The sequence below is a fragment of the Granulicella aggregans genome, assembly GCF_014203275.1.
GTDB lineage: Bacteria > Acidobacteriota > Terriglobia > Terriglobales > Acidobacteriaceae > Edaphobacter.
The window spans coordinates 97,814-118,153 of sequence record NZ_JACHIP010000009.1; the positions used below are offsets into that span (position 1 = coordinate 97,814).

At 54.3% G+C, this 20,340-nt stretch carries 18 protein-coding genes; 12 read left to right on the plus strand and 6 right to left on the minus strand.

The features are described from left to right. Positions 1–49 precede the first annotated feature (49 nt). From HDF16_RS23480 to HDF16_RS23495, 4 genes are all read right to left on the minus strand, one after another. Entirely contained in the window at positions 50–1,663 is a 1,614-nt protein-coding gene (locus HDF16_RS23480) for an MFS transporter (RefSeq protein WP_348641406.1), read from the minus strand. A gap of 3 nt (positions 1,664–1,666) precedes the next feature. Beyond that, positions 1,667–2,059 (minus strand): nuclear transport factor 2 family protein, encoded by a 393-nt coding sequence (locus tag HDF16_RS23485; protein ID WP_184222217.1) that lies wholly within the window; start codon positions 2,057–2,059, stop codon positions 1,667–1,669. A 50-nt stretch (positions 2,060–2,109) separates the two neighbouring features. Next, complete coding sequence (locus tag HDF16_RS23490) at positions 2,110–2,541, minus strand: hypothetical protein (RefSeq protein ID WP_184222219.1); 432 nt, start codon at positions 2,539–2,541, stop codon at positions 2,110–2,112. 360 nt (positions 2,542–2,901) lie between these two features. Further along, a complete protein-coding gene (locus tag HDF16_RS23495; RefSeq protein WP_432432269.1) occupies positions 2,902–3,969 on the minus strand; it encodes an alpha/beta fold hydrolase in 1,068 nt (355 codons plus the stop codon). Between the two features lie 350 nt (positions 3,970–4,319). Between HDF16_RS23495 and HDF16_RS23500 the strand changes: the two genes are divergently transcribed. From HDF16_RS23500 to HDF16_RS23540, 10 genes are all read left to right on the plus strand, one after another. Then, the gene (locus HDF16_RS23500) at positions 4,320–5,195 is read left to right on the plus strand and encodes an alpha/beta hydrolase (protein WP_184222221.1); all 876 of its coding nucleotides are present in this window, start codon (positions 4,320–4,322) and stop codon (positions 5,193–5,195) included. Positions 5,196–5,392: 197 nt separating this feature from the next. Next, positions 5,393–6,784, plus strand: coding sequence for an FAD-dependent oxidoreductase (locus HDF16_RS23505; protein WP_184222223.1), 1,392 nt, complete (start codon positions 5,393–5,395; stop codon positions 6,782–6,784). 49 nt (positions 6,785–6,833) lie between these two features. Then, positions 6,834–7,370, plus strand: coding sequence for a DinB family protein (locus HDF16_RS23510; RefSeq protein ID WP_184222225.1), 537 nt, complete (start codon positions 6,834–6,836; stop codon positions 7,368–7,370). A gap of 96 nt (positions 7,371–7,466) precedes the next feature. Further along, complete coding sequence (locus HDF16_RS23515) at positions 7,467–8,444, plus strand: cyclic nucleotide-binding domain-containing protein (RefSeq protein ID WP_184222227.1); 978 nt, start codon at positions 7,467–7,469, stop codon at positions 8,442–8,444. Next, positions 8,366–9,109: an NAD(P)/FAD-dependent oxidoreductase gene (locus tag HDF16_RS32010; RefSeq protein ID WP_184222229.1), complete on the plus strand. Its 744-nt coding sequence runs from the start codon at positions 8,366–8,368 to the stop codon at positions 9,107–9,109. Before HDF16_RS23515 ends, HDF16_RS32010 begins: the two co-directional genes overlap by 79 nt. Positions 9,110–9,218: 109 nt before the next feature. Further along, positions 9,219–9,761 carry a carbonic anhydrase gene (locus HDF16_RS23525; RefSeq protein ID WP_184222231.1) on the plus strand — a complete coding sequence of 181 codons (543 nt, stop codon included), beginning with the start codon at positions 9,219–9,221 and terminating at the stop codon, positions 9,759–9,761. Between the two features lie 102 nt (positions 9,762–9,863). Continuing rightward, the gene (locus HDF16_RS23530; protein WP_184222233.1) at positions 9,864–10,775 is read left to right on the plus strand and encodes an NmrA family NAD(P)-binding protein; all 912 of its coding nucleotides are present in this window, start codon (positions 9,864–9,866) and stop codon (positions 10,773–10,775) included. Positions 10,776–11,019: 244 nt separating this feature from the next. Beyond that, positions 11,020–11,655 carry an MFS transporter gene (locus HDF16_RS31375; protein WP_281383554.1) on the plus strand — a complete coding sequence of 212 codons (636 nt, stop codon included), beginning with the start codon at positions 11,020–11,022 and terminating at the stop codon, positions 11,653–11,655. Next, on the plus strand, positions 11,576–12,538 hold the full coding sequence (locus HDF16_RS31380) for an MFS transporter (protein ID WP_348641407.1): 963 nt from the start codon (positions 11,576–11,578) through the stop codon (positions 12,536–12,538). The genes HDF16_RS31375 and HDF16_RS31380 overlap by 80 nt, the downstream gene beginning before the upstream one ends. Before the next feature lie 729 nt (positions 12,539–13,267). Continuing rightward, positions 13,268–16,363: a ligand-binding sensor domain-containing protein gene (locus tag HDF16_RS23540; protein ID WP_184222235.1), complete on the plus strand. Its 3,096-nt coding sequence runs from the start codon at positions 13,268–13,270 to the stop codon at positions 16,361–16,363. Positions 16,364–16,649: 286 nt separating this feature from the next. Here the strand turns inward: HDF16_RS23540 and HDF16_RS32015 are convergent, their stop codons facing one another. Beyond that, complete coding sequence (locus HDF16_RS32015; protein WP_432432273.1) at positions 16,650–16,796, minus strand: helix-turn-helix domain-containing protein; 147 nt, start codon at positions 16,794–16,796, stop codon at positions 16,650–16,652. A gap of 1,138 nt (positions 16,797–17,934) precedes the next feature. On the opposite strand from HDF16_RS32015, the gene HDF16_RS23550 reads away from it, so the two are divergent. Then, positions 17,935–18,606 (plus strand): response regulator, encoded by a 672-nt coding sequence (locus HDF16_RS23550; protein ID WP_246409819.1) that lies wholly within the window; start codon positions 17,935–17,937, stop codon positions 18,604–18,606. Between the two features lie 454 nt (positions 18,607–19,060). Then, entirely contained in the window at positions 19,061–19,222 is a 162-nt protein-coding gene (locus HDF16_RS23555) for a DUF3309 family protein (protein WP_184222238.1), read from the plus strand. A gap of 133 nt (positions 19,223–19,355) precedes the next feature. Here HDF16_RS23555 and HDF16_RS23560 read toward each other — a convergent pair whose 3' ends face one another. Then, positions 19,356–20,171 (minus strand): IS5 family transposase, encoded by an 816-nt coding sequence (locus tag HDF16_RS23560; protein WP_184222240.1) that lies wholly within the window; start codon positions 20,169–20,171, stop codon positions 19,356–19,358. Positions 20,172–20,340: the final 169 nt, after the last annotated feature.

Consider the following 20,340-nt stretch of genomic DNA (forward strand, 5'->3'; position numbering starts at 1 on the left):
TTGGCGAATCGCTGACCGCACTTTCCGAAGGCGTTCTGTGGGCTCGATCCTAACCCTCGTCGGATTCCAGGCCAAACTGCGACTTTCTCGCCGTCCACACGATGACAAGCGTGCCGAGGAAGGTGGTGAAGGCGCAGCCGAACATCACATCCCGATAGGCAGTTACAAACGAGTGTTGTAACATCGCTGTCGCGCGTAACGACTGCGAATACCCAAACTGTTGAGGGATCGGAAGGGCCAGCATGAGCCCTTCTGAATTCACGAGTATATGTTGCATCTCGGCGGGTAAGCCAGAAGACTGCAGCTGTCTTGCAAGCGCAAGATTGAACGTGTGGCTCACCGCGACGGCGACGATTGAGACTGCGATGAGGCCCCCAAGCCGAGACACAGAGTTGTTCACCGCGGATGCGACGCCCCGGCGGCTCGCGACTACGGAAGACATAAGAAAAGACGTAAGAGGTGCGACGGTCAGTGTGATGCCCACACCCAACAGCAAGACTCCGGGGAGAAATCCAAAAGCGTAACGGGTCTCTTTGGAGACTAATCCCAACAAGGCAAAACCACCTGCGGTCAGTGCCGAGCCTACCACCATGAACTTCACTTCACCTACCTTGGCGGCTATCGTTTCGACCCTTCCCGAAAAGGCGAACATGATCGCAATCATCGGCAGAAAGGCGGCGCCCGCGGAGCTGGGCAGGAGATGCCGTGCACCAATCAGGAAGTACGGAACGATATAGAACGCGCCGCCGAGCGCCCCGTAGGCAAGAAAGGTTAAGACATTCGCACCAGAAAACGCAGCGCTACGAAACAGTGAGAGCGGAACGAGAGGGTTGGGGCTCCTGCGTTGAGACAGAACGAAGACGAAAAGCAAAACAAAGCCAGTGAGGAGAGATAGACTGATTCGCGGATCTTTCCAGCCGAGTTGCGGCACGAAGGACAGGGCGAAGACGATCGCGGCGAATCCTAAAATGTTGAGCATTGCGCCCCGATAGTCCAGGGCAAAAGACGTGACTGGCGGTTGGTCATTCGCCGTTCGCCTAAGCTTAGGGGCAAGCCAGATTATCCATAATGTGAAGGGTATGTTGAGTAGAAAGATCGCGCGCCAGCCAGAAACTTGGATCAGCCATCCGCCGACAATAGGCCCGAGCGCAATAGAAACAGAAGTCCATGCCGACCAGGTTCCGATCGCGCCGGCACGCTCGCCTTCCGGGTAGGTGTCAGAAAGTATTGCGAGCGCCTGCGGAATAAGGAGTGCCGCGCCAAAGCCTTGGATTGCACGCGCCAGGATTAGCTCACTGAGGTTCAATGATGCCGCACAGCCGATTGAGGCTAAAGCAAATACGGCAACACCTAAGAGGTATATTCGCATCCGGCCGAAGCGATCTCCCAAGGCTCCGCAAAACAAAAGCAGCGCCGAGCCTAAGAGGGAATAAGCCTGAACAACCCAGAGGATGTGATAAGAGCTCGCTCTGAAACTTGCCTGAAGTGTAGGTAATGCCACGTTTACGACGGATCCGTCCATGAATGCCATGGAGGAACCCAGCACAGTCAGCAGAAGGGTCGATCGCCGATCAGACGCAAGGCACTGCAAGTCCACTCCTGTGTGGACCTCGGATGCAACACATGGCGGACTCATTGGCGACCGAGAAACGGCTGAGGTCATAAATTATTCTGGCGGAAGAAACATGGCATTGCCACTCGCTGTGTTCTCGGCCGGTACCTCTTCCTGCATGACATCCCAATGTTCGACGAGCTTTCCGTCGACGATTCGGAAGATATCGACAGCAATCAGAGGTTTGGCTGCCCAACCGGTGTACCGGCCGTGAATTGCGACGAACTCGCCTTCAGCAATGACCATGCCCATTTCGTATTTGAATTCGGCCGGCAGAGCGCGAATCAGGTCAGGAATGGCTTTGCTGCCATTCGGAATGGCAGGGTTGTGTTGCTTATAGGCGACATCGAAGAGCTCTTCAGGCACACTGGTGTCCCGTTTGATAAAGACACCTGTGATCGCCTCAATAGCAATGGCCTTATTCCTAGCGGTATTCTCGTTACTCATCAGGTCTCGATTCCTCCAGCATAAGGCAAGATTTTCCAGTCAATTCAGATTCATGGTCGAGCGTAGTTCATCGTCCAGATCGCTTTGTCGCCCGCGTGATACTCATTACCTTCCCACGGACTCCCGCAGACGTGGAGGTAAGAGTAGGGCGTTCCTGCAAACATCACCCAGGCTCCCTTATCCCGAACCGTAGTGGGAAGTCCATTCGCTTGAGCATCGAAAGGCCAGGTAATCATCCAGTGTGGGCCAATGGGTATAGCCGGGCCAGTCTTGTCCGTTGCATCTGTATTGCTCCGCTGGGTCGCGCCACACAGCATGTAGATCATGCCGGGAGCGGCATTGCCCGGCTTCGGCTTGCCCTGCATAGCATCCATCATCCACTGCATACCGAGCGGATTCATGCACATCGGCGGCGAACCGATTCGGTTCTCATCCCCGGCGACGCACACCCACTCGTTCGATCCTTGAACCAGAACCTTCATGACCCCTCCTGGTCCAAGTTCGGCCACGGTCGCATTCTTCGTCACTTGCTCCGGCCCTGAGAGCCGCGCTCTGGTGATCCTCGGATCCTCTGCTTGGTCCTGCATATCAGTGCCCCTTTCCGCTTTGTTGAGGGTGTGTTCCAACGCCGCAACGCGTCCGACTGAAGCGGCTGAACTTTCACTAGAATTGGAAGCCAACGAAGCCGCAGTGGCAATCGTCCCGGCGATGAATGTTCTACGAGTCGTCATATTAGAAGCCTGCCCAAACCGGCAATCTCACTGTTTGCTTTGGACGACGACGTGCCGCGAGAGAAGGCTTTGATGGCTCTTCCTCGCGCCGTTTGCAGACCGTCAAAGAAGTCAGCCCTTGATGAAGGCAAGTAGATCAACGTTGACCTGATCGGCGAACGTGGTGCAAAGCCCATGCGGCTGACCGGGGTAAATCTTCAGCGTGGAGTTCTTAACCAACTTCGCGGTGAGAGGCGAAGAAATCTGCAAAGGAACGATTTGATCGTCGTCGCCCTGCAGGATCAGTGTTGGGATTGTGATCTTCTTGAGATCCTCCCGAAAATCCGTCTCGGAGAATGCCTTGATTGAGTCCAGTTCACCTTTCACAGAACCCAACATTCCCTGAAGCCAGAAGGAATTTTTGATGCCTTCCGAAACCTTCGCGTCCGGTCGGTCATAACCATAGAACGGAACGGAAAGACCACGGAAGAACTCGGCCCGATTGTTCACAACGCCTTGTCGCAGTCCGTCAAATACCGACATCGGGGCTCCGGGATGATCGGGAGTTTCGAGCATAAACGGCGTCACAGCTGAGATGAGGACTGCTTTCGATACGCGCTTGCTTCCATGCCGGCCAAGGTACCGGGCAACTTCGCCCCCGCCGGTCGAATGGCCGACCAGAATAGCGTCCTTCAAATCCAATTTCTCGATCAGCTCCGAAAGATCGTCGGCATAAGTATCCATATCATTCCCGTTCCAAGATTGACCGGAACGGCCGTGGCCCCGACGATCGTGAGCGACGACCCGATACCCTCGCTCGCCGAAGAAGAGCATCTGCGCATCCCAGGCATCTGCCGTTAGCGGCCAACCATGTGAGAAGACAATGGGCTGACCGGTGCCCCAGTCTTTGTAGTAGATGGATGTTCCGTCTTTGACTTTGAGCGTGTCCAATGAATCCTCTCCGGAGTGTGGCCTTGAAGGAGAGTCCCCCGTGCCGTGTTGTGAAGCGAAAGACTTATGCGGAAGCGCGAATGATGTAGCCATCGCAGCGCCCCCGATCAGGATAGTTCTGCGTGAAAACTGGCTTTGAACATCAACGTGCTGAACGCGATCTTCACCCTCTTCTTGCAAAGTTTTCTCAAGGTTTGACAAGTCGTTCTCCTGCGATTCGGCGCGTTGGATATTGATGTCGACGATCAATAGTCGTGATAATTGAGCATGGCCCGTTGCGGAACGCTTTAAGGTGCTTCACCCCAGATGACGGCTTCTAACTGATCTCCAACCTACCGGAAGAGCAAGCGATCCTCTTTCTGATCGCAACTGTATTTTGACGAATACAGCTTCGATGTTTCGGCGAGATCCCCACTCTCGACCTCCCGCGCAAGTGCGGCTGGAGAAGTGTGGATTAGTCCTTTCTTTCGACAAAACCCAGTCACTTTGGCAAAGAGAGATCATGCGATTCGGCTCTATGGTCACTACAGACATGGCTGTGGCCGTCACCAGCCGGGATGAGCCTCACCAGAAACCAAGAAAGCAGTCAGGAGATTGTTATGAGTGTAAAAAGCCAAGAAACAGTCCAGGACGCAGATGACCTGAAAATATTCTTTCGGTCCTGGCGTCCTGAAACGAAAGCCCGCGCCACCGTAGTCATCGTGCCTGGATTCAACGCTCATAGCGGATACTACGAAGAGGTAGCCGAGCACCTCGTTGCCGACCGCTTATCCGTGTATGCGGTAGATCTTCGTGGCAGAGGTAACTCGGAAGGCGAACGCTTCTTTGTCGAATCGTTCGATGACTACGTGAGTGACGTTGAGGCCGTCATGGAGATCGTGAAAACCCGCGAAGCGGCTTTTCCGATGTTCATGCTCGGTCACAGCGCCGGCGGTGTCGTCGCGTGCCTTTACACACTCGATCACCCAGCGGATCTGACGGGGCTTATCTGCGAGAGCTTTGCCCATGAATTACCCGCTCCCGACTTCGTCCTGTCAGTCTTCAAGGGACTGAGTCACCTCGCCCCCCACGCACACATCCTTCATCTTCCGAATGAGCGATTCTCAAGGGATCCTGTTGCTGTAGAAGCGATGAACAGCGATCCGCTGATCGAGAAGGAGACTCAGCCTACACAGACCATGGCCGCGATGGTTCGGGCGGACGAACGCCTTAAGCAGGACTTTCCCCAGATCACATTGCCTGTTCTTATTCTTCACGGAACAGAAGATAAGAACACACGGCCAAGTGGTAGCAAGCACTTCTACGACAATGCTGGCTCTTCCGACAAGACGCTGAAGTTCTATGAGGGCGGATTCCACGACCTTCTCAACGATGTAGATAAGGATGTGGTTCTGGCCGACATCGTCGCCTGGATCAACGGTCATCTGGTTGCGACCTCACACATTCCCGAAGAGCTCCCCGCACTTGCGCGTTGATATCTTGTGAGCAACTTATGTGCCCCCTTTCCTCTGCCGCGCTGCGTTTTCGCCGCGCGGCAGCTTTATCTTTGTCCCTTGGGTCAGAGCGATGAAGCCCCAGGACCGACCTTCTGCCCGCACAGGCAGGAGATCCCTTGATCATCAGCACTTCTCTGCGATGAAGCGCGACGAGATCAAAGGAAAGGAAGATTTTTATGGCTGTGGAAAACTACGAGAACGTCGTAATCGGCAGCGGCGAGGGTGGCAAGTACCTCGCTTGGCATCTGTCACAGTCTGGACAGCAAGTCGCTGTAATCGAGCGGCGGTGGATCGGGGGCTCCTGCCCGAATGTAAACTGCCTCCCGAGTAAGAATGAAATTTGGAGTGCCAAGGTGGCGTACCTCTCGCAGCACGCAAGGACCTTTGGTGTGGCTCCCACCAGACCCCCATCTGATATGGAGGCAGTTCAAGAGCGCAAGCGAAGAATGGTGCAGGGCCTAATCGCTACGAATTTGGACCGCTACAAGGGTAGTGGAACTGAGCTTGTGATGGGTGAGGCGAAGTTTATTGGTCCGAAGACGCTTGAAATCCAACTGAACGACGGTGGAACTCGAACCCTGAGGGCGGAGCGGATCTTCCTCAACCTGGGAACCCACGCCTCTATACCACCGGTGCCCGGCCTCGCGGAGGCAGGGCCGTTAACGAATATCGAAATTCTTCAACTCGATCGTCTCCCAGAGCACCTTATCGTCTTGGGGGGAGGGTATGTCGGGCTCGAGTTTGCTCAGGCGTTTGGTCGTTTCGGTAGCCGAGTAACGATCCTGCATCGCGGGTCGCAACTCTTAGCGAACCAAGACGCTGATATCGCTGGCTCTCTACTTGAAACCTTCCTTAAGGAGGGAATCGACGTGATCGCCGTCTCCGAGACTGTGAGTGTGCGGGGGAGATCGGGTTCAAGCGTGAGCTTGCTCGTGAGAACCGATGCAGGCGAAATCACGGTTGCAGGAAGCGATATCCTCGTCGCAACCGGACGAGTGCCGAACACCTCTTCGATAGGGCTAGACGTCGCGGGTGTTCACCTAAATGAACAGGGATATATAAAGGTGAATGATCGCCTTCTGACAACTGCCACCGGGATATGGGCGATCGGTGAATGCGCAGGAAGTCCGCAGTTTACCCATATTTCCTATGACGATTTCCGTGTGATCCGTGACAATCTCGCTGGCATCGATCGGACGACGGCCGGCCGTCTGGTCCCCTCCTGTCTCTTCACCGATCCGCCGGTCTCGCAGGTCGGTTTGACCGAAGACGATGCTCGCCGTCGTGGAATACCCGTTCGCGTAACCAAGTTACCCATGGCTGCAGTGCTGAGAACCCGGACCCTCGATGAGAGTCATGGGTTCATGAAGGCCCTGCTTGAAGTAGGAGGGGACCGCATCCTGGGCTTCTCCATGATTGGACCGGAAGCGGGGGAGGTCATGGCCATCGTGCAAGTAGCGATGCTGGCCGGGCTTCCTTATCAGACTCTGCGCGACGCCACGTTTACACACCCGACCATGGCCGAGGGCCTCGTCTTTCTCTTTTCAAAAGTGGAGCTACAACGTTGACGATTAGGTAGAGCTCCACAACGTTCTGCGGACATGGGAGAGGCATGCTATGGCAACACACGGAATCGGCGCGAAGCTAAGTAATCGAGAGTTTTTCATCAAACGTTGGCAGCAAGAACATTCTGCCTTTGCGAATGTAATCGCGGCTTTGCCAATCGATCATCTGGAATTCCGGCCACACCCTCTTTCGCGTTCGGCGGCAGAGCTAGTTGCGCTGCTCATCGCAGCTCAGCGGAGCTGCATTCAACTCTGTGAGAACAAGAACAGCTCTTACACCGGGATGCACTGGCAAGAGCCCACCACGTTGGATGATCGAGTTAACATTGTGGCTACCTATGAGCGAGACCACAACGAATTGAGGATTCAGCTTGCTGCCTTGGACGATGAGAGTTGGAATCATCAAGCTTGGTTGATTCAGGGCAAGGAAGAAATACTACTCAGAGATACATTGGGAGGTCTTCTATGGATCGCGCTCTTCGACACGATTCATCATCGCGGCCAGTTGACCACCTACATCCGTCCTATGGGCGGTAAGGTCCCGAGCATCTATGGCCCGTCGGCCGACGACCAAAGGGAATGGCACTAATGCCACGGACGAGAGTTCCGGTCCTAACGTCCTCACCGTCGATGGACGTCGTTCCTAGCCGAGCGCGCGATACCAAGCGAAGATGGGGGCTCGCCCATGTCGACTGAAGGCAACGAAAGCCATTCACTACTGTTTCCCCGCTTGGACGCTCGAAGTCTGCAAATGCTTCAAAGCAGGGGTACGGTGAGAAAGACAGCGGCAGCTGAGATATTGTTCAACCGGGAGACTTTGCAGCATGGGCTTTTTGTGGTCCTGAGCGGCAGTATTGAACTCGTCGGCGTTTCAAACGGGTATGAATCGGTCATCAGCGTGCTTGGACAGGGTGAGTTCACGGGCGAGTTGACTCAGCTCTCTGGTCGTCGGAGTCTTGTCTCTTGTCGAGTCTCGACAGCCGGCGAAGTGCTTGAAGTGGATCGCGCATCGTTGCATCACATCATGCGGACGGATGCCGTCGTTGGCAATCTGCTGCTGAATGCGTTTGTGCAACGAAGAATCTATCTCATTGCGAATGCCGTGGGCGACGCAGTCTTAATCGGCTCAACTCATTCCAGTGACACCTTACGCTTGCGGTCGTTTTTGGTACGAAACGGACATCCCTATACCTATCTGGACATCGATGAAGATCCCGATATACAAAGCGTTCTCGATCAGTTTGGTATCGAATTGGCCGACATTCCGGTTCTGATCTGCAGAGGAGACGTGGTTCTGCGTGCTCCTAGCAACGCGGAGGCAGCCGTCTGTTTCGACTTGAATGCCGGATTGGACCAAACGGATGTGTTCGATGTGGTCATCGTTGGAGCTGGACCATCTGGATTGGCGGCCGCAGTCTATGGAGCATCCGAAGGACTCAACGCGCTAGTTGTTGAAAGCAATGCTCCTGGTGGACAGGCCGGGTCGAGTTCACGCATCGAAAACTATCTAGGTTTCCCTTTGGGATTTCGGGACAGGAGTTGGCGGACGCCGCCTACATTCAAGCGGAGAAGTTTGGCGCGAGATTGTCCATTGCTCGAAGCGCCTGTACGCTGCAATGCGAGCAGCATCCTTATCGGATCAAACTCGACGACGGAAGTGTGATCCAGACCCGAACTGTGGTTGTTGCTACCGGATCTCGGTACCGTCGCTTGGACATCCCTGATGCCGCTCGCTTTGATGGCAACGGAGTCTACTACGGGGCGACACAACTTGAGGCACCGCTGTGTCAGGACGAACCTGTCGTGATCGTAGGAGGCGGAAATTCTGCGGGACAAGCCGCGATCTTCCTTTCGAGTTTCGCAACCAAAGTCTACCTGCTTGTTCGTGGGCCAAATCTCAAGACCAACATGTCCAAATACCTGATCTCAAGAATTGAGGCTTCGCCAACGATCATCCTGAAGACGCGCACGACTGTAGTGGCTCTGGAAGGTGGAGACAGGTTGGAGGGTATTCGTTGCATGGATCATTTGACAGGCGAATCGGAAGACCATGAGGTCCGACGCCTGTTCATGATGGCTGGGGCCGACCCTAACACAAGCTGGGTGAGCGGTTGCCTTTCCTTGGACACCAAGGGATTCATAAAGACGGGTACGAGCGTGCTTGCAGACTCGAGTCTTCAGCGCGCTCCCTATCCCCTAGAGGCAAATGTGCCAGGAGTGTTCGCTGTAGGAGACGTGAGGGCTGAAAGCGTAAAGAGAGTAGCGTCGGCTGTTGGAGAAGGTTCCATGTGTATTCAGTTCGTTCATCGTGCATTAGCGAATCAATGATCGCAAACCCGCCAGCCAGAGAGCGATTTCTTTTGACAAACGCTGGCGACTTCCGCAAAGACCTACCCTCGAAGAGATCCTATCGTTGGAACCAGATTCCGGAGAAATCATGACCTTCGTTGACACAATCACTCTACGAAACGACGAGTTTGCCAAGGAACGGTATTCGACTGATCTGAAGATTATCCCCTCAGCGAAGACCATCATCATCGGGTGCCTCGATCCCAGGGTCGATCCGGTAGACGTCTTCGGGTTGAAGTCGGGCGAGGCGGCAATTTACAGAAATGTTGGGGGCAGGATCAATCCTGCCCTCGTCGAAGCCATGGTCTTGCTCCCGATCGTGACCAGAGCCGCAGGCCAAGAGATGGGCTTAGGGTGGGACCTCATCATTCTCCACCATACCGAGTGCGGCATCATCGGCTGTTATAAACACGCGCCTGATCTGCTCGCAATCCATCTGGGTGTTAGCAGGTCCCAACTCGATCTGATGGCGATCGCCGACCCACGCAAAGCTGTTGCCATGGATGTTGAATCCTATAGGAGCAACAAAGACATCCCTGGTGGATTCATGATCTCTGGGATTGTCTACGACGTTGCAACAGGGTTGATCGAAGTCGTCGTGCCTCCAAGCCGACTCCGCTTGGGTGCGTAGGGTCAAGCTCGCGCCGATCGGATTTGACCTTTGCCCTCCTTCCAAACCCTAAATCAGCAATGCAACAGTGATTCTGATTCCCCAGATCGAGTGAGACGAGCCATGAATTCTGATCTGGTAAGCAAGCGTAGTGCAGCATCTGACACGGACACAAAGCTGATCCTGGTTACCGGGGCAACAGGCGACACTGGACGGCCAACGGTGAAGCTCCTATTGGAGAGAGGTCACCGAGTAAGAGCATTGGCGCGCAAACAAGATGGGCGCTCCAGAGCACTTCAGGAGCTTGGCGCCGAAGTCGTCTTTGGCGACATGTTGAAGATTGGCGACATTAGGGCGGCGCTGAAGGGTGTCAGGAGTGCCTATTTCGTCTATCCTCTGGCGCACGGACAAGTCGAGGCCTCGGTAATCTTTGCCAAGGCCGCGGAAGAAGAAGGACTGGAACTCGTCGTAAACATGTCTCATAAGCAGTCTCGGCCTTTCGCGAGAAGCCAAGCAACGATGGCTCATTGGCTTTCGGAGCAAGTCTTTGACTGGTCAGGAATACCCGTAACGCACCTCCGGATTACGTTCTTCGCCGAATGGATACTTTACATCTCCGCCCTTATTCGCAAGGGGCGTTATGTAGTTCCGTTCGACGGCGACAGCCGCTTTGCGCCCATCGCCTCAAGCGATATTGCGCGGATCGTGGTCGGTCTACTTGAGAATCCAGCGAAACACGTCGGGCAGGCCCTATCCCTTCACGGGCCCGTTGAATATAGCCACGTCGAGCTTGCGGCGCTTATCGCGGGGGTTCTCGGAAAAGACGTTCGATTCGAACAGGTCTCTCCGCCCGAGTTCCTAGAGTTGCTTGGCATTCCGAACGACACCGCAAAGGGAGCGCACTTCGAGGCGGTGAAGATTGATCAGCAGGAGGGACTTCTCAGCGGAACCGACAGCCTAGGATCGGAGATTGCCGGCGGTCCACTCATGACGATGGAAGAGTTCGTTGCAAACCATCGTGCACAGCTGATGTGAACTGCGCGGATTCAGACGCATACCGCAGACCGCCAGCGCTCGAAAGGAGTGCCTTCTCGTTTTGCCCGATCCAGCAATCATGCGATAAGCAATCCACTTGTTCAAAGTCTTAATCGCATTTAGCGGAGACGTTCATATGGTGACTGAGATCTCGGATAGCTCCACAAACATCAAATTAGTTCATCAGGTCTCCCCCGGCATCAACCCCTGGGTGGTTGCACTCACAGTAACGCTTGCAACCTTCATGGAACTGCTTGATACGTCCATAGCGAACGTTTCTTTGCCTTATATCGCTGGCGGTCTCGGTCGTTCCTTCGATGAGGTGACATGGATATTGACCACGTATCTCGTTGCGAATGCAGTAGTCCTCCCGATGTCAGCTTGGCTTTCGCGCGTATTCGGTCGGAAGAACTACTACATGGCATGCGTATTTCTCTTCACCGTTACTTCCTTTCTGTGCGGGATCGCGCCGAGTCTACAGGTGATCCTTATCGCGCGCGTGCTTCAAGGCATAGGGGGAGGGGGTCTCGCCCCTGTCGAGCAGGCCATCCTAGTCGACGCATTCGAGCCTGCTAAGCGGGCTTCGGCTTTTGCGCTTTACACCGTAGCAATCGTGACAGCACCAGCGATAGGACCGGTGCTGGGGGGATACATCACAGACAACTTCAGTTGGCGTTGGGTGTTCTTTATCAACATTCCGGTCGGCATCTTGTCGCTCATTTTGACGAATCGATTCGTACACGACCCCCCCCGCCTTCATCAAAGAGCGCGCTTCAGTTCGGGTCAATGGAAAGCTGCGGGTGGACGGAATCGGAATTGCTCTGGTCGGCATTGGTTCTGCCGCTCTGGAAGTGTTGTTGGACCGCGGCCAGATCGATGACTGGTTCGGCTCAACGACCATACGTTGGTGCACGGTTATAGCGGTTGTATGTCTCAGTGCCGCTGTGTATTGGGAACTGCACACTCCGGACCCGATTATCAACCTTAGGCTCCTGAAGGTACGTAACTTCGCGATCGCGAACGTCTTCTACTTCGTTTTCGGGGTCGGGCTGTTCGCCTCCACCACAATGATTCCTCAGATACTGCAGTCACTTTTCGGATATCGAGCGATCGACGCTGGACTTGTTCTTGCCCCGGGGGCGCTGGTCATAACGTTGTTGGCTCCCCTTGGCGCTCAATTGGTTCAGCGTAAGATCATCCAGCCCCGAATCTTGTTGTTTGGCGCAGTGATGGTGGTCGGTATTTTCTTCCTGCATTACGGCCGGATGACCCTTGACACTGATTTTCAACATTGGGCGCTTGCCAGGTCTCTCCAGGGTTTTGGCTACGCCTTCTTCTTTGTTCCTCTTTCTGTTCTAGCCTATTCACAACTGGCGCCCGAGGATAACAATAAGGCGTCTTCCCTCACTAATTTCTTCCGGAATTGGGGAGGCAGCTTTGGAATTGCGCTGGTCACGATCATGAGCGACAGACGGGCTAGCTTTCATCAGTCGGTTGTCGGTGCAAACCAGACGGCATCGACGGTGCCCTTCCAAGCCTCGGTGAAGCAGATAGTTGCTTATCTCCAGATACACGGGTTCTCCCATGCGGACGCCATCCATGCCGCGACCGGTCGTATTTACGAACAGCTCCAAGTCCAGACCAGATTCCTGGCCTTCATGGATTGCTTTTACATTTTGGGTGTTGGAACGTTGATTGCTGCACCTCTGGTCTTGCTCACAAAGGGATTTCAGATCGGCTCAAGAGCGCCTGGCGGACACTAGAAGCGGTCTCATAAATGTCTGATTAGCATATGCATACAAGCGAGTTGGACGAATCCGAGGAAGTTTGTGGGACACCGGAACAATCCGGCGCTCTCGCAGCGCCCAAGAGCCCCGGCGGCGGCGGACTACTTCTAACCCAATGCCAAGCCAGTTGACAGAGGTCTATGTTCTCTTGTGCTTCGGGATTCAAAACACGTTTCGCCGTGAATGCGTGAATACCAACGGTGCCTGGATTTCACAGATGCTCAGCATTTCGGAAAGCTGCGTTACACTAACATGAATATCGGTTGCAAAGCTCGGGATGACCAACCGGCACCTCGACGGCCGATGTGTCCTCTCGGGCTTTAAGGGCTTTGAAGCGAAACAGTGACTCAGGTTGTGATCGAATTCTCAGTTGAGACCTCCTCACGCGCTTGTTACGCACCACATTCGACGTGGTTTTCGCCCTGAAGGGAACATCTATTGAGACCAGACCCACACTTCGTCGCGCCTGTGAGGAGAGCGGCGCGGATCTGGAGGCTGCTCGGAGCAGGTCAAGGTACTGCTTGGATCCTTTCTTTGTCTCCCGCCGGAAGTAAGCTCGACTCCTTAATCGCTGCTTGTGGTCCGGTAGTGGCATTGTTTATATTCTCTTGCGCCCTCTGCGCGGCGGAGCCAGGCAAGCCGGATCATTATCCAGCTCATACGCTCCCGGTTGCGCAGGCCGGTGTGAATGAGCAGACTATACAGTTGCCGATTATTGAAGGGAGGGAAATTCGATTTTCCCGGCTATCCGCCGCCCAGGGCCTATCTCAAGTCAGAGTCTCGAATATCATCCAGGACGATAGAGGTTTCATGTGGTTTGGGACGCAGGACGGTCTAAATCGCTACGATGGTTACAAGTTTAAGGTCTTCAGGCACGATAACGCGCATCCGGACAGTTTGAGCGGGGTCTACATCTATTCCTTATTCAAGGACCGCTCTGGCACCATTTGGGTTGGATCGGATCAATATCTTGATCGATTCGACGCTCTCACCGAAACATTCACTCACTACCGAATTGACGCGCAAGATTCGAGCGGTTCAGCGACTGCCATCAATCAGATCAGTCAAGACGACTCCGGCATGCTTTGGTTATCTACAGGTAGCGGTCTGTACAAGTTAGATCCTACGAGCGGGCTGATTAGCCATTATCGCCATGTTCCGAATGACCCATCTAGCCTCGGTGACAACGATATAAAAACGACTGGCGAAGACCGGGCGGGCACCTTCTGGGTCGGGACTGGTAGAAGTCTTGACGAATTCGATCGTATAAGCGGGAAGGTGAAAAGGCATATTCCTCTCGGCGATTCCGGGATGGGAACCTATTTCCACGAAGATAGATTCGGTGTGTTTTGGATCATCTACGGCGAAGATGGCGTTATAGCGACATTTGATCGGAAAACGAACACGCTGACTCGGTATGAGTTGACACCGGAGAGCGGTGCGGCCAAAGTAAGAAACCCGGCCTATACGATGCTCGAGGATCACCAAGGAACAATGTGGTTTGGAACAGGCGCCACAGGCTTGCTGAGATTTGACCGCGAACGCAGGCAATTCATAAGCAACAATAATCGCCCTGGCGATAGCGAGAGCCTAGCAGATACGCGGGTAATAACTCTATTCGAGGATAGCGAAGAGAATATCTGGGCCGGCTTGCATCAGGCAGAACCCAATTTTTTCGAAAGCAAGTCGCCGCCGTTCGAAAGCTTCACGCATGGCACCGGAACTCACAATGGCTTGGGAGGAGCTTTGATTGGTGCTCTCTACGAGGATCGGCAGGGCGTTTTGTGGGTAGCTACAGAAAGTCTAGTGAAGCGCATCGTACGCAAGACCGGCCGCTCCTCTACCTTCAGGCAGCTCCGTAACTACGAAGTCCTCTCGATCATCGAGGAAGGCTCGGACACTTTGTGGTTTGGAACTGGTGGTCAGGGGCTCATGCGTTACAACCGTAGGACTGGTCGGATACGCACCTACCGTAACGATCCAACTGATTCCACCTCATTGTGCAGCGATCTTATCGAGCGCCTACTTATCGATCATCGTGGCAATCTTTGGGCGGCAACCTGGGATGGTCTTTGCCGCTTCGATGCAACGAGCCAGCACTTTATTACATACAAACCGGATCTAAACACGCGTGGCTTGAATTATTACGCTATCGCTGAAGCGGAAAATGGCAGCCTGTGGCTTGGCAGCAATCTGGGATTGCTGAGTTTTGACCCAGGTAGTGGCCGTTTCAAGATTTATCACCATAATTCGGATGATCCCCAAAGTCTCAGTGACAACCGGGTCAACGCTGTATTCTTTGATCACCTAGGACAGATGTGGATTGGCACACAAAATGGTTTAGATAAATTCAATCCAGAAATTCACACGTTTGCTGCCTATGGTGAACGGCAGGGGATGGCTGGAAATGTTGTGAGTTGTATCCTGGAAGACACGCGCGGTCGTCTTTGGGAAAGCACCAATAAAGGTGTGTCGAGCTTTGACCCACCCACAGAACAATTCAACAACTACACCACCGCTGACGGTCTTCCTGGCCCTGATCTCACTGGATGGGGTGCATGTTACAAGAGCGCGGCGGGAGAGATGTTTTTTGGAGGCTTCAGCGGTGCGGCTGCCTTTTACCCAAGCCGGGTCCACGATACAGTTCAAGTCCCGAATATTGTTCTGACGGATTTTCGGCTAGCTGGCGCAGAAGTCCCAATAGGCAATAAGTCGCCGCTTAGAGAGTCAATCACGGATACGAATTACATAACCCTCACGAGCAGGCAGAACATCTTCTCATTCGAGTTTTCTGCTCTCAGCTACTTTAACTCAGAAACCACTCGTTATCGCTATAAGCTAGAAGGGCTTGATATTAAGTGGAATGAAGTCGATAGCACACAACGAATTGCGAGCTACACGACTTTGCCTAAGGGTGACTACACCTTGCGCGTACAGGGTGCGTCGAGCAGGGGGCCTTGGAATGAGCCCGGCGTTTCGCTCCACGTTCACATACTGCCGCCGTGGTGGGATACCTGGTGGTTCAAGACAACTTATGTGGCAAGCATCACGCTATGTTTATGGTTCGGATACCGCTTTCGATTGCAAGAAGTCACGCGGCAGCACAATCTCCGTCTTCAGGAGCGACTCAGGGAACGCAGTCGGATAGCGCGCGAACTGCACGATACTCTCTTGCAAGGGTTCCAAGGGCTAATGCTACAGTTCCAAAATGTGCTCAACACTCTGCAGCATGATGAGCCTATCTACAGGAGAATCGAACACGTTATGGGGCGCGCCGATGACGTTTTGTTGGAAGGGCGCCAGAGCACTAGCGGTCTCCGCGATGAGGGCAGGAACGACGGCGATCTTTCGGAACTTCTAATGCACTACGGCGAGCAGCTTGCGGAAGATCATACCGTCCCTTTCAGCTTCTTCTTAATTGGCGAGGCGCGGTATATAGACCCGGCGATGTTGAGGGAAATTTATTGTATAGGGCGCGAAGCCATACGGAATGCGTTCCAACATTCGCGTGCGGCAAAGATAGAGGCAGAATTGTCATACGAACGGACTGTTGTGACGCTAACTGTTCGTGACAATGGCATCGGTATCGAGCCTCACGTGTTGGCTGCAGGACTTAATGGGCATTGGGGTGTTTCTGGTATGCGTGAGCGCGCTGAAGCTATAGGCGGACAATTGAGTGTATGGAGTGGCCTAGGTTCCGGTACGGAAATTACTCTGACGGCACCGCTAAGCGCGATTGATTCCCCTTTTAAATGGGACTCACTGTGGCGTCGCATAGGCGTCTTGGGAAGAAAGGTCTGACCTGCCATTCACGGCCATTTCGAGGAACATATGCGGAAGCGGATAAAGTGACTTCATGTCGTCCGAGCCAGTTCCGGATTGTAGGGCGAATCGGGTGAAGTAACGAGATTAGATAGTGGGTTCGTCGCATCGACTCGTGATATCTATCTCTAGTCAGGTCACTGCCCGTCTCTGGATCGGCGGGGTTGATCATAAAAGATCCCGGCCTTTGTTCAAGAGGTGTGCAGATTGCGATGATATGAATGGTGATGGTGCGTGTCCCAGGCTGCTCGAAGGCCCTGCGCCATCAACCGGGACTGATGCCCATGAGTGTTAAGAAGGCTCGATTGAAGCAGGCTTGGTCCGAGAAGCCAGTACAACAGGCCACCTCGACGAGAGGCTCGTCTGAATTCACGAGCAGGTTTTTTGCTTCTTCGACTCGCTGGGCCAGAATCTACCGATGAGCGGGCATTCCGAAAGGGTCCTTAAAGGACCGAGCGAAGTGGCTGACCGAGGGTCGAGACTCTTTCGCCCAAGCTGTGAGACTTAGTGGCTCGTTGATATTGTTGCCGAGCAGTTCAACCGTCCGTCGCGTCTGCCAGGAGGATAACCCGCCGCGGCTTATCATGCAGCTAGGACTGCATCCATGAATAAGGACAAGCTGAGCGCAGAAGAGCTTCACGAAGTATTCCATGAAGAATGAAGGCACGAGTTCTGGAAAGTTGAGCGAAGGCAAGATCAGCTGTGTGAGTCGAACAAAGACAGGGCACTGATAGGTCTTTGACTCCCCTTTCACGAGAATCCGGTCATACCCGTGTCTATCGGTGTATTCGTTGAGCGTATGGAACGGAAGACGATATTCATTGGCAATTCCATCCCTAACTTCCTAATGATCATCGTGGAATGTGATTCGCCGTCTTCCAAAGAACCGGGCGTCGCATGAGTAGGCCCCCGGACCAATGATCGCCAGCGCAACAGAGCAGAGAAGGCAGGTTGTGAGGATGCTCGCTTCAACAAAGTGGAGACGACAGATGCTTAGACCTTGAACGGCAGTGGCGAGAGAAGCCACGTAGGGCGTCCAAACGCCTATGCACAAAGCGAGTGCGATCGCAGCAATTGCGAATGCTGACCAAGTCGGGAACGCTATCGAAGAGAGTGCAAATCTAAGCCAGATCAAGGATCCGGCCACAGAGATTCGGAGCAAAATCAGGGCGAATCCTGGGAGACCAGCGGGAAACATCGTGAACATTCGCTGCACAATATCGAGCTTACGCGCGTGGCGGAGGTGCGGCGACGCTGCAGGTCATGGCCTGGGATAGGAAATTTTGGGGGGTGCGCCACACAACACACGGTGTAACATTTCGAGATATGTCGGCTAGCGAATATGCGGGCCTCGATAGAAAACCTTCTTTTGGGGAGCCGCCTTACCTGTGCCCGCGACAGTCAAGCATGATCTGCGTAATCCTGATCTTTGGGGAAGGGAACTTTTGGGCACCAGGCCCTCGCCAGGCCCTGATGCGGGTCATAATCCACGTGGTGCATGGGATGGGATCGCTCGTCTATGAAAAATTACAGACTAGCGAAGGATACCTATGGCTTCCAACGGCTTATTGTCCTTCGGCGGGATTGGCATGACGCCCACTAGCAGCCGGATTCGCGTGCTGAGCGTCGACGATCACGCGATGATCCGGGAAGGTGTCGCTGGCGCAGTGAATGCTCAGCCCGACATGGAACTTGTTGGAGAGGCGAGGGACGGGCAAGAGGCTATCGAAGCCTATCGGCGTTACCATCCCGACATTACGCTCCTTGATCTTCGGATGCCAATCATGAACGGCGCTGAAGCATTGAAGGTGATTCGAGGGGAGTTTCCTGGAGCACGAATCATCGTCCTTACGACGTATGATGGGGACGTCCAAGCCGTGCGGGCACTGCGGGCGGGAGCGCAGGGATATCTGCTGAAGAGCATGCTTCGAAAGGATTTGCTTGACACGATTCGCCTGGTCCACGCCGGCCGAAGGTGCATACCACCCGAGATCTCAGAACTTATGGCAAAGTATTTCGACCAGAGTTCGCTTACAGATCGGGAGACCGACGTCCTAAGACTAGTTGCCAGCGGGCATTCAAATAAGATCACCGCACAACGGCTGTCGATCTCTGAAGATACCGTCAAGAACCATATGAGCAGCATCCTCTCTAAACTTGGGGCGAACGATCGCACTCACGCCGTGACCATCGCGCTCAAGCGAGGATTTCTTGAAGGCTAGCCGGCGGGGCTTTCCCTGGATCGCATCCATCATCCACCTCGTACCACTGGGGATGAAGCTTATTGGAGAAGGATTGAGCCTGTTCTCGTCATCGGGACACAGCAATACCTATTTCATCTCAACTCTTCGGGTTGACGAGCCTTGAGGCTGGCTAGTGAGAGTTATCTGAAGACCAACTACTGAAAGGTCTGCGGCAGTCGTGGGTACGGGAGCGCCTCAAGTCTCCTCGGCATGATTGCTTTTGCAGTTCCTCATCGGTTGTTCCGCACGCTTTCGACATCAGGAAGCCCCGGCCGCTAGGCGCTCGCCAAGAGTGTCAGCGAGCTGCATGATGAAGGCCTCATCCTGGGGCTTGATTGGGACATAGCCATATGGGAGCGTCTCAATGTCTGCTTCACAATCCGGAGCCTTGGATAGGCTCACATCCTGGTTGCACGGTGCTAGACTTCCGATCATGCCTCTCATACTCGTAGTCGTGATACTCATTCTGTTGTTTGGCGGTGGCGGATACTACGCAGGTCCCGGCGTCGGTTACTACGGCGGTGGTGGGCTCAGCCTGATCCTGCTGATCGTGCTTCTTTACCTGATTTTCGGTCGAGGCCGCGGGCGAATCTAAACCATGGCCGCAATGAGATTGCCGCGTCGAAGCGGTAATGAGAATCTGCGGCTTCAGGTCGGAAGCTACTTCTTCATTGGAACCGGGGGCAATCTCAGCAAGTCGAATAGACCTGACCACTCTCTAGAGCCCGTTATGAACTTTTGTTGAGTAATTTTGTGAGTTGGGCGAGCATGATCCAAGCGAAGGCGAAGTAGTGGTATCCAGCGAGGGCTTGATTGAGCCGTTCGTAGTCTCTGGCGAGTCTTCGGAAGCGAGCGGCCCATGCGAAGCTTCGTTCGACGACCCATCTTCTTGGCAGTAGCACGAAGCCGCGCTTTGCTTCGGTGTGTTTGACGACCTGCAGCTGGATGCCATGCTGGGCCGCCGCGTCGGCTGCAGTCTGTCCCGTGTAACCCTGATCGACATAGGCCAACTCAATGCTGCGTCCGGTGATCCGCTGGACCTCTTCGGCCAGCCGGTCGATCTGGGCGCGGTCCTGTTCGCTTGCTGCGGTCACATGCAAGGCAAGGAGATGACCCAACGTATCGACCGCCGCATGCACCTTTGAGCCCTTGCGTCGCTTGGCGCCGTCATATCCGGCACGCGCTCCCGACTCCGGCGTCGACTGTAGCGTGCGGCTGTCCACGATCATCGCCGTTGGCTGTGGCTTGCGTCCGGCGAACTCGCGCAACAGAGAACGCACATCCTCCACCAGGATCTCGAAGACACCGGCCCGCATCCAGCGCCGTGTCTGCTGATACACCGCCGTCCACGGCGGCAGGTCGCCCGGCATGAAGCGCCACTGGTTGCCGGTGCGCACGAGGTAGCGAAGACCGTTGAACACCGCCCGCAACGAGTGCTCGCGCTGCGGTGCATCCTCCCGGCACAACGTCAGGTACGGGGCCACAAACGCCCACTCCTCGTCGCTCACATCGCTCGGATAGTTCGACCGATACTGCTTCTCCATCTCTCTATGCTCATAGAGAAAACAAGAGACACCCCAACCGTTTGCTCAACAGGAATAAAAGTTAACAACAGCCTCTAGAACCAGTCTCATAAATACCCAAGGGCTGTGATCTGTTGCATTCTGGAAATGCTCTGAGCGGCTCCGTGTTCGGCCATGACTGGACGTTGGG

Coding starts and splice junctions, on each gene's coding strand:
- HDF16_RS23490 (WP_184222219.1), bottom strand. CDS start 2,541: ATGAAGGTTCTGGTTCAAGGATCGAACGAGTGGGTGTGCGTCGCCGGG.
- HDF16_RS23550 (WP_246409819.1), top strand. CDS start 17,935: ATGGCTTCCAACGGCTTATTGTCCTTCGGCGGGATTGGCATGACGCCC.
- HDF16_RS23560 (WP_184222240.1), bottom strand. CDS start 20,171: ATGGAGAAGCAGTATCGGTCGAACTATCCGAGCGATGTGAGCGACGAG.
- HDF16_RS23485 (WP_184222217.1), bottom strand. CDS start 2,059: ATGAGTAACGAGAATACCGCTAGGAATAAGGCCATTGCTATTGAGGCG.
- HDF16_RS31375 (WP_281383554.1), top strand. CDS start 11,020: ATGGAACTGCTTGATACGTCCATAGCGAACGTTTCTTTGCCTTATATC.
- HDF16_RS23500 (WP_184222221.1), top strand. CDS start 4,320: ATGAGTGTAAAAAGCCAAGAAACAGTCCAGGACGCAGATGACCTGAAA.
- HDF16_RS23555 (WP_184222238.1), top strand. CDS start 19,061: ATGCCTCTCATACTCGTAGTCGTGATACTCATTCTGTTGTTTGGCGGT.
- HDF16_RS23505 (WP_184222223.1), top strand. CDS start 5,393: ATGGCTGTGGAAAACTACGAGAACGTCGTAATCGGCAGCGGCGAGGGT.
- HDF16_RS23530 (WP_184222233.1), top strand. CDS start 9,864: ATGAATTCTGATCTGGTAAGCAAGCGTAGTGCAGCATCTGACACGGAC.
- HDF16_RS23480 (WP_348641406.1), bottom strand. CDS start 1,663: ATGACCTCAGCCGTTTCTCGGTCGCCAATGAGTCCGCCATGTGTTGCA.
- HDF16_RS23510 (WP_184222225.1), top strand. CDS start 6,834: ATGGCAACACACGGAATCGGCGCGAAGCTAAGTAATCGAGAGTTTTTC.
- HDF16_RS23525 (WP_184222231.1), top strand. CDS start 9,219: ATGACCTTCGTTGACACAATCACTCTACGAAACGACGAGTTTGCCAAG.
- HDF16_RS23515 (WP_184222227.1), top strand. CDS start 7,467: ATGTCGACTGAAGGCAACGAAAGCCATTCACTACTGTTTCCCCGCTTG.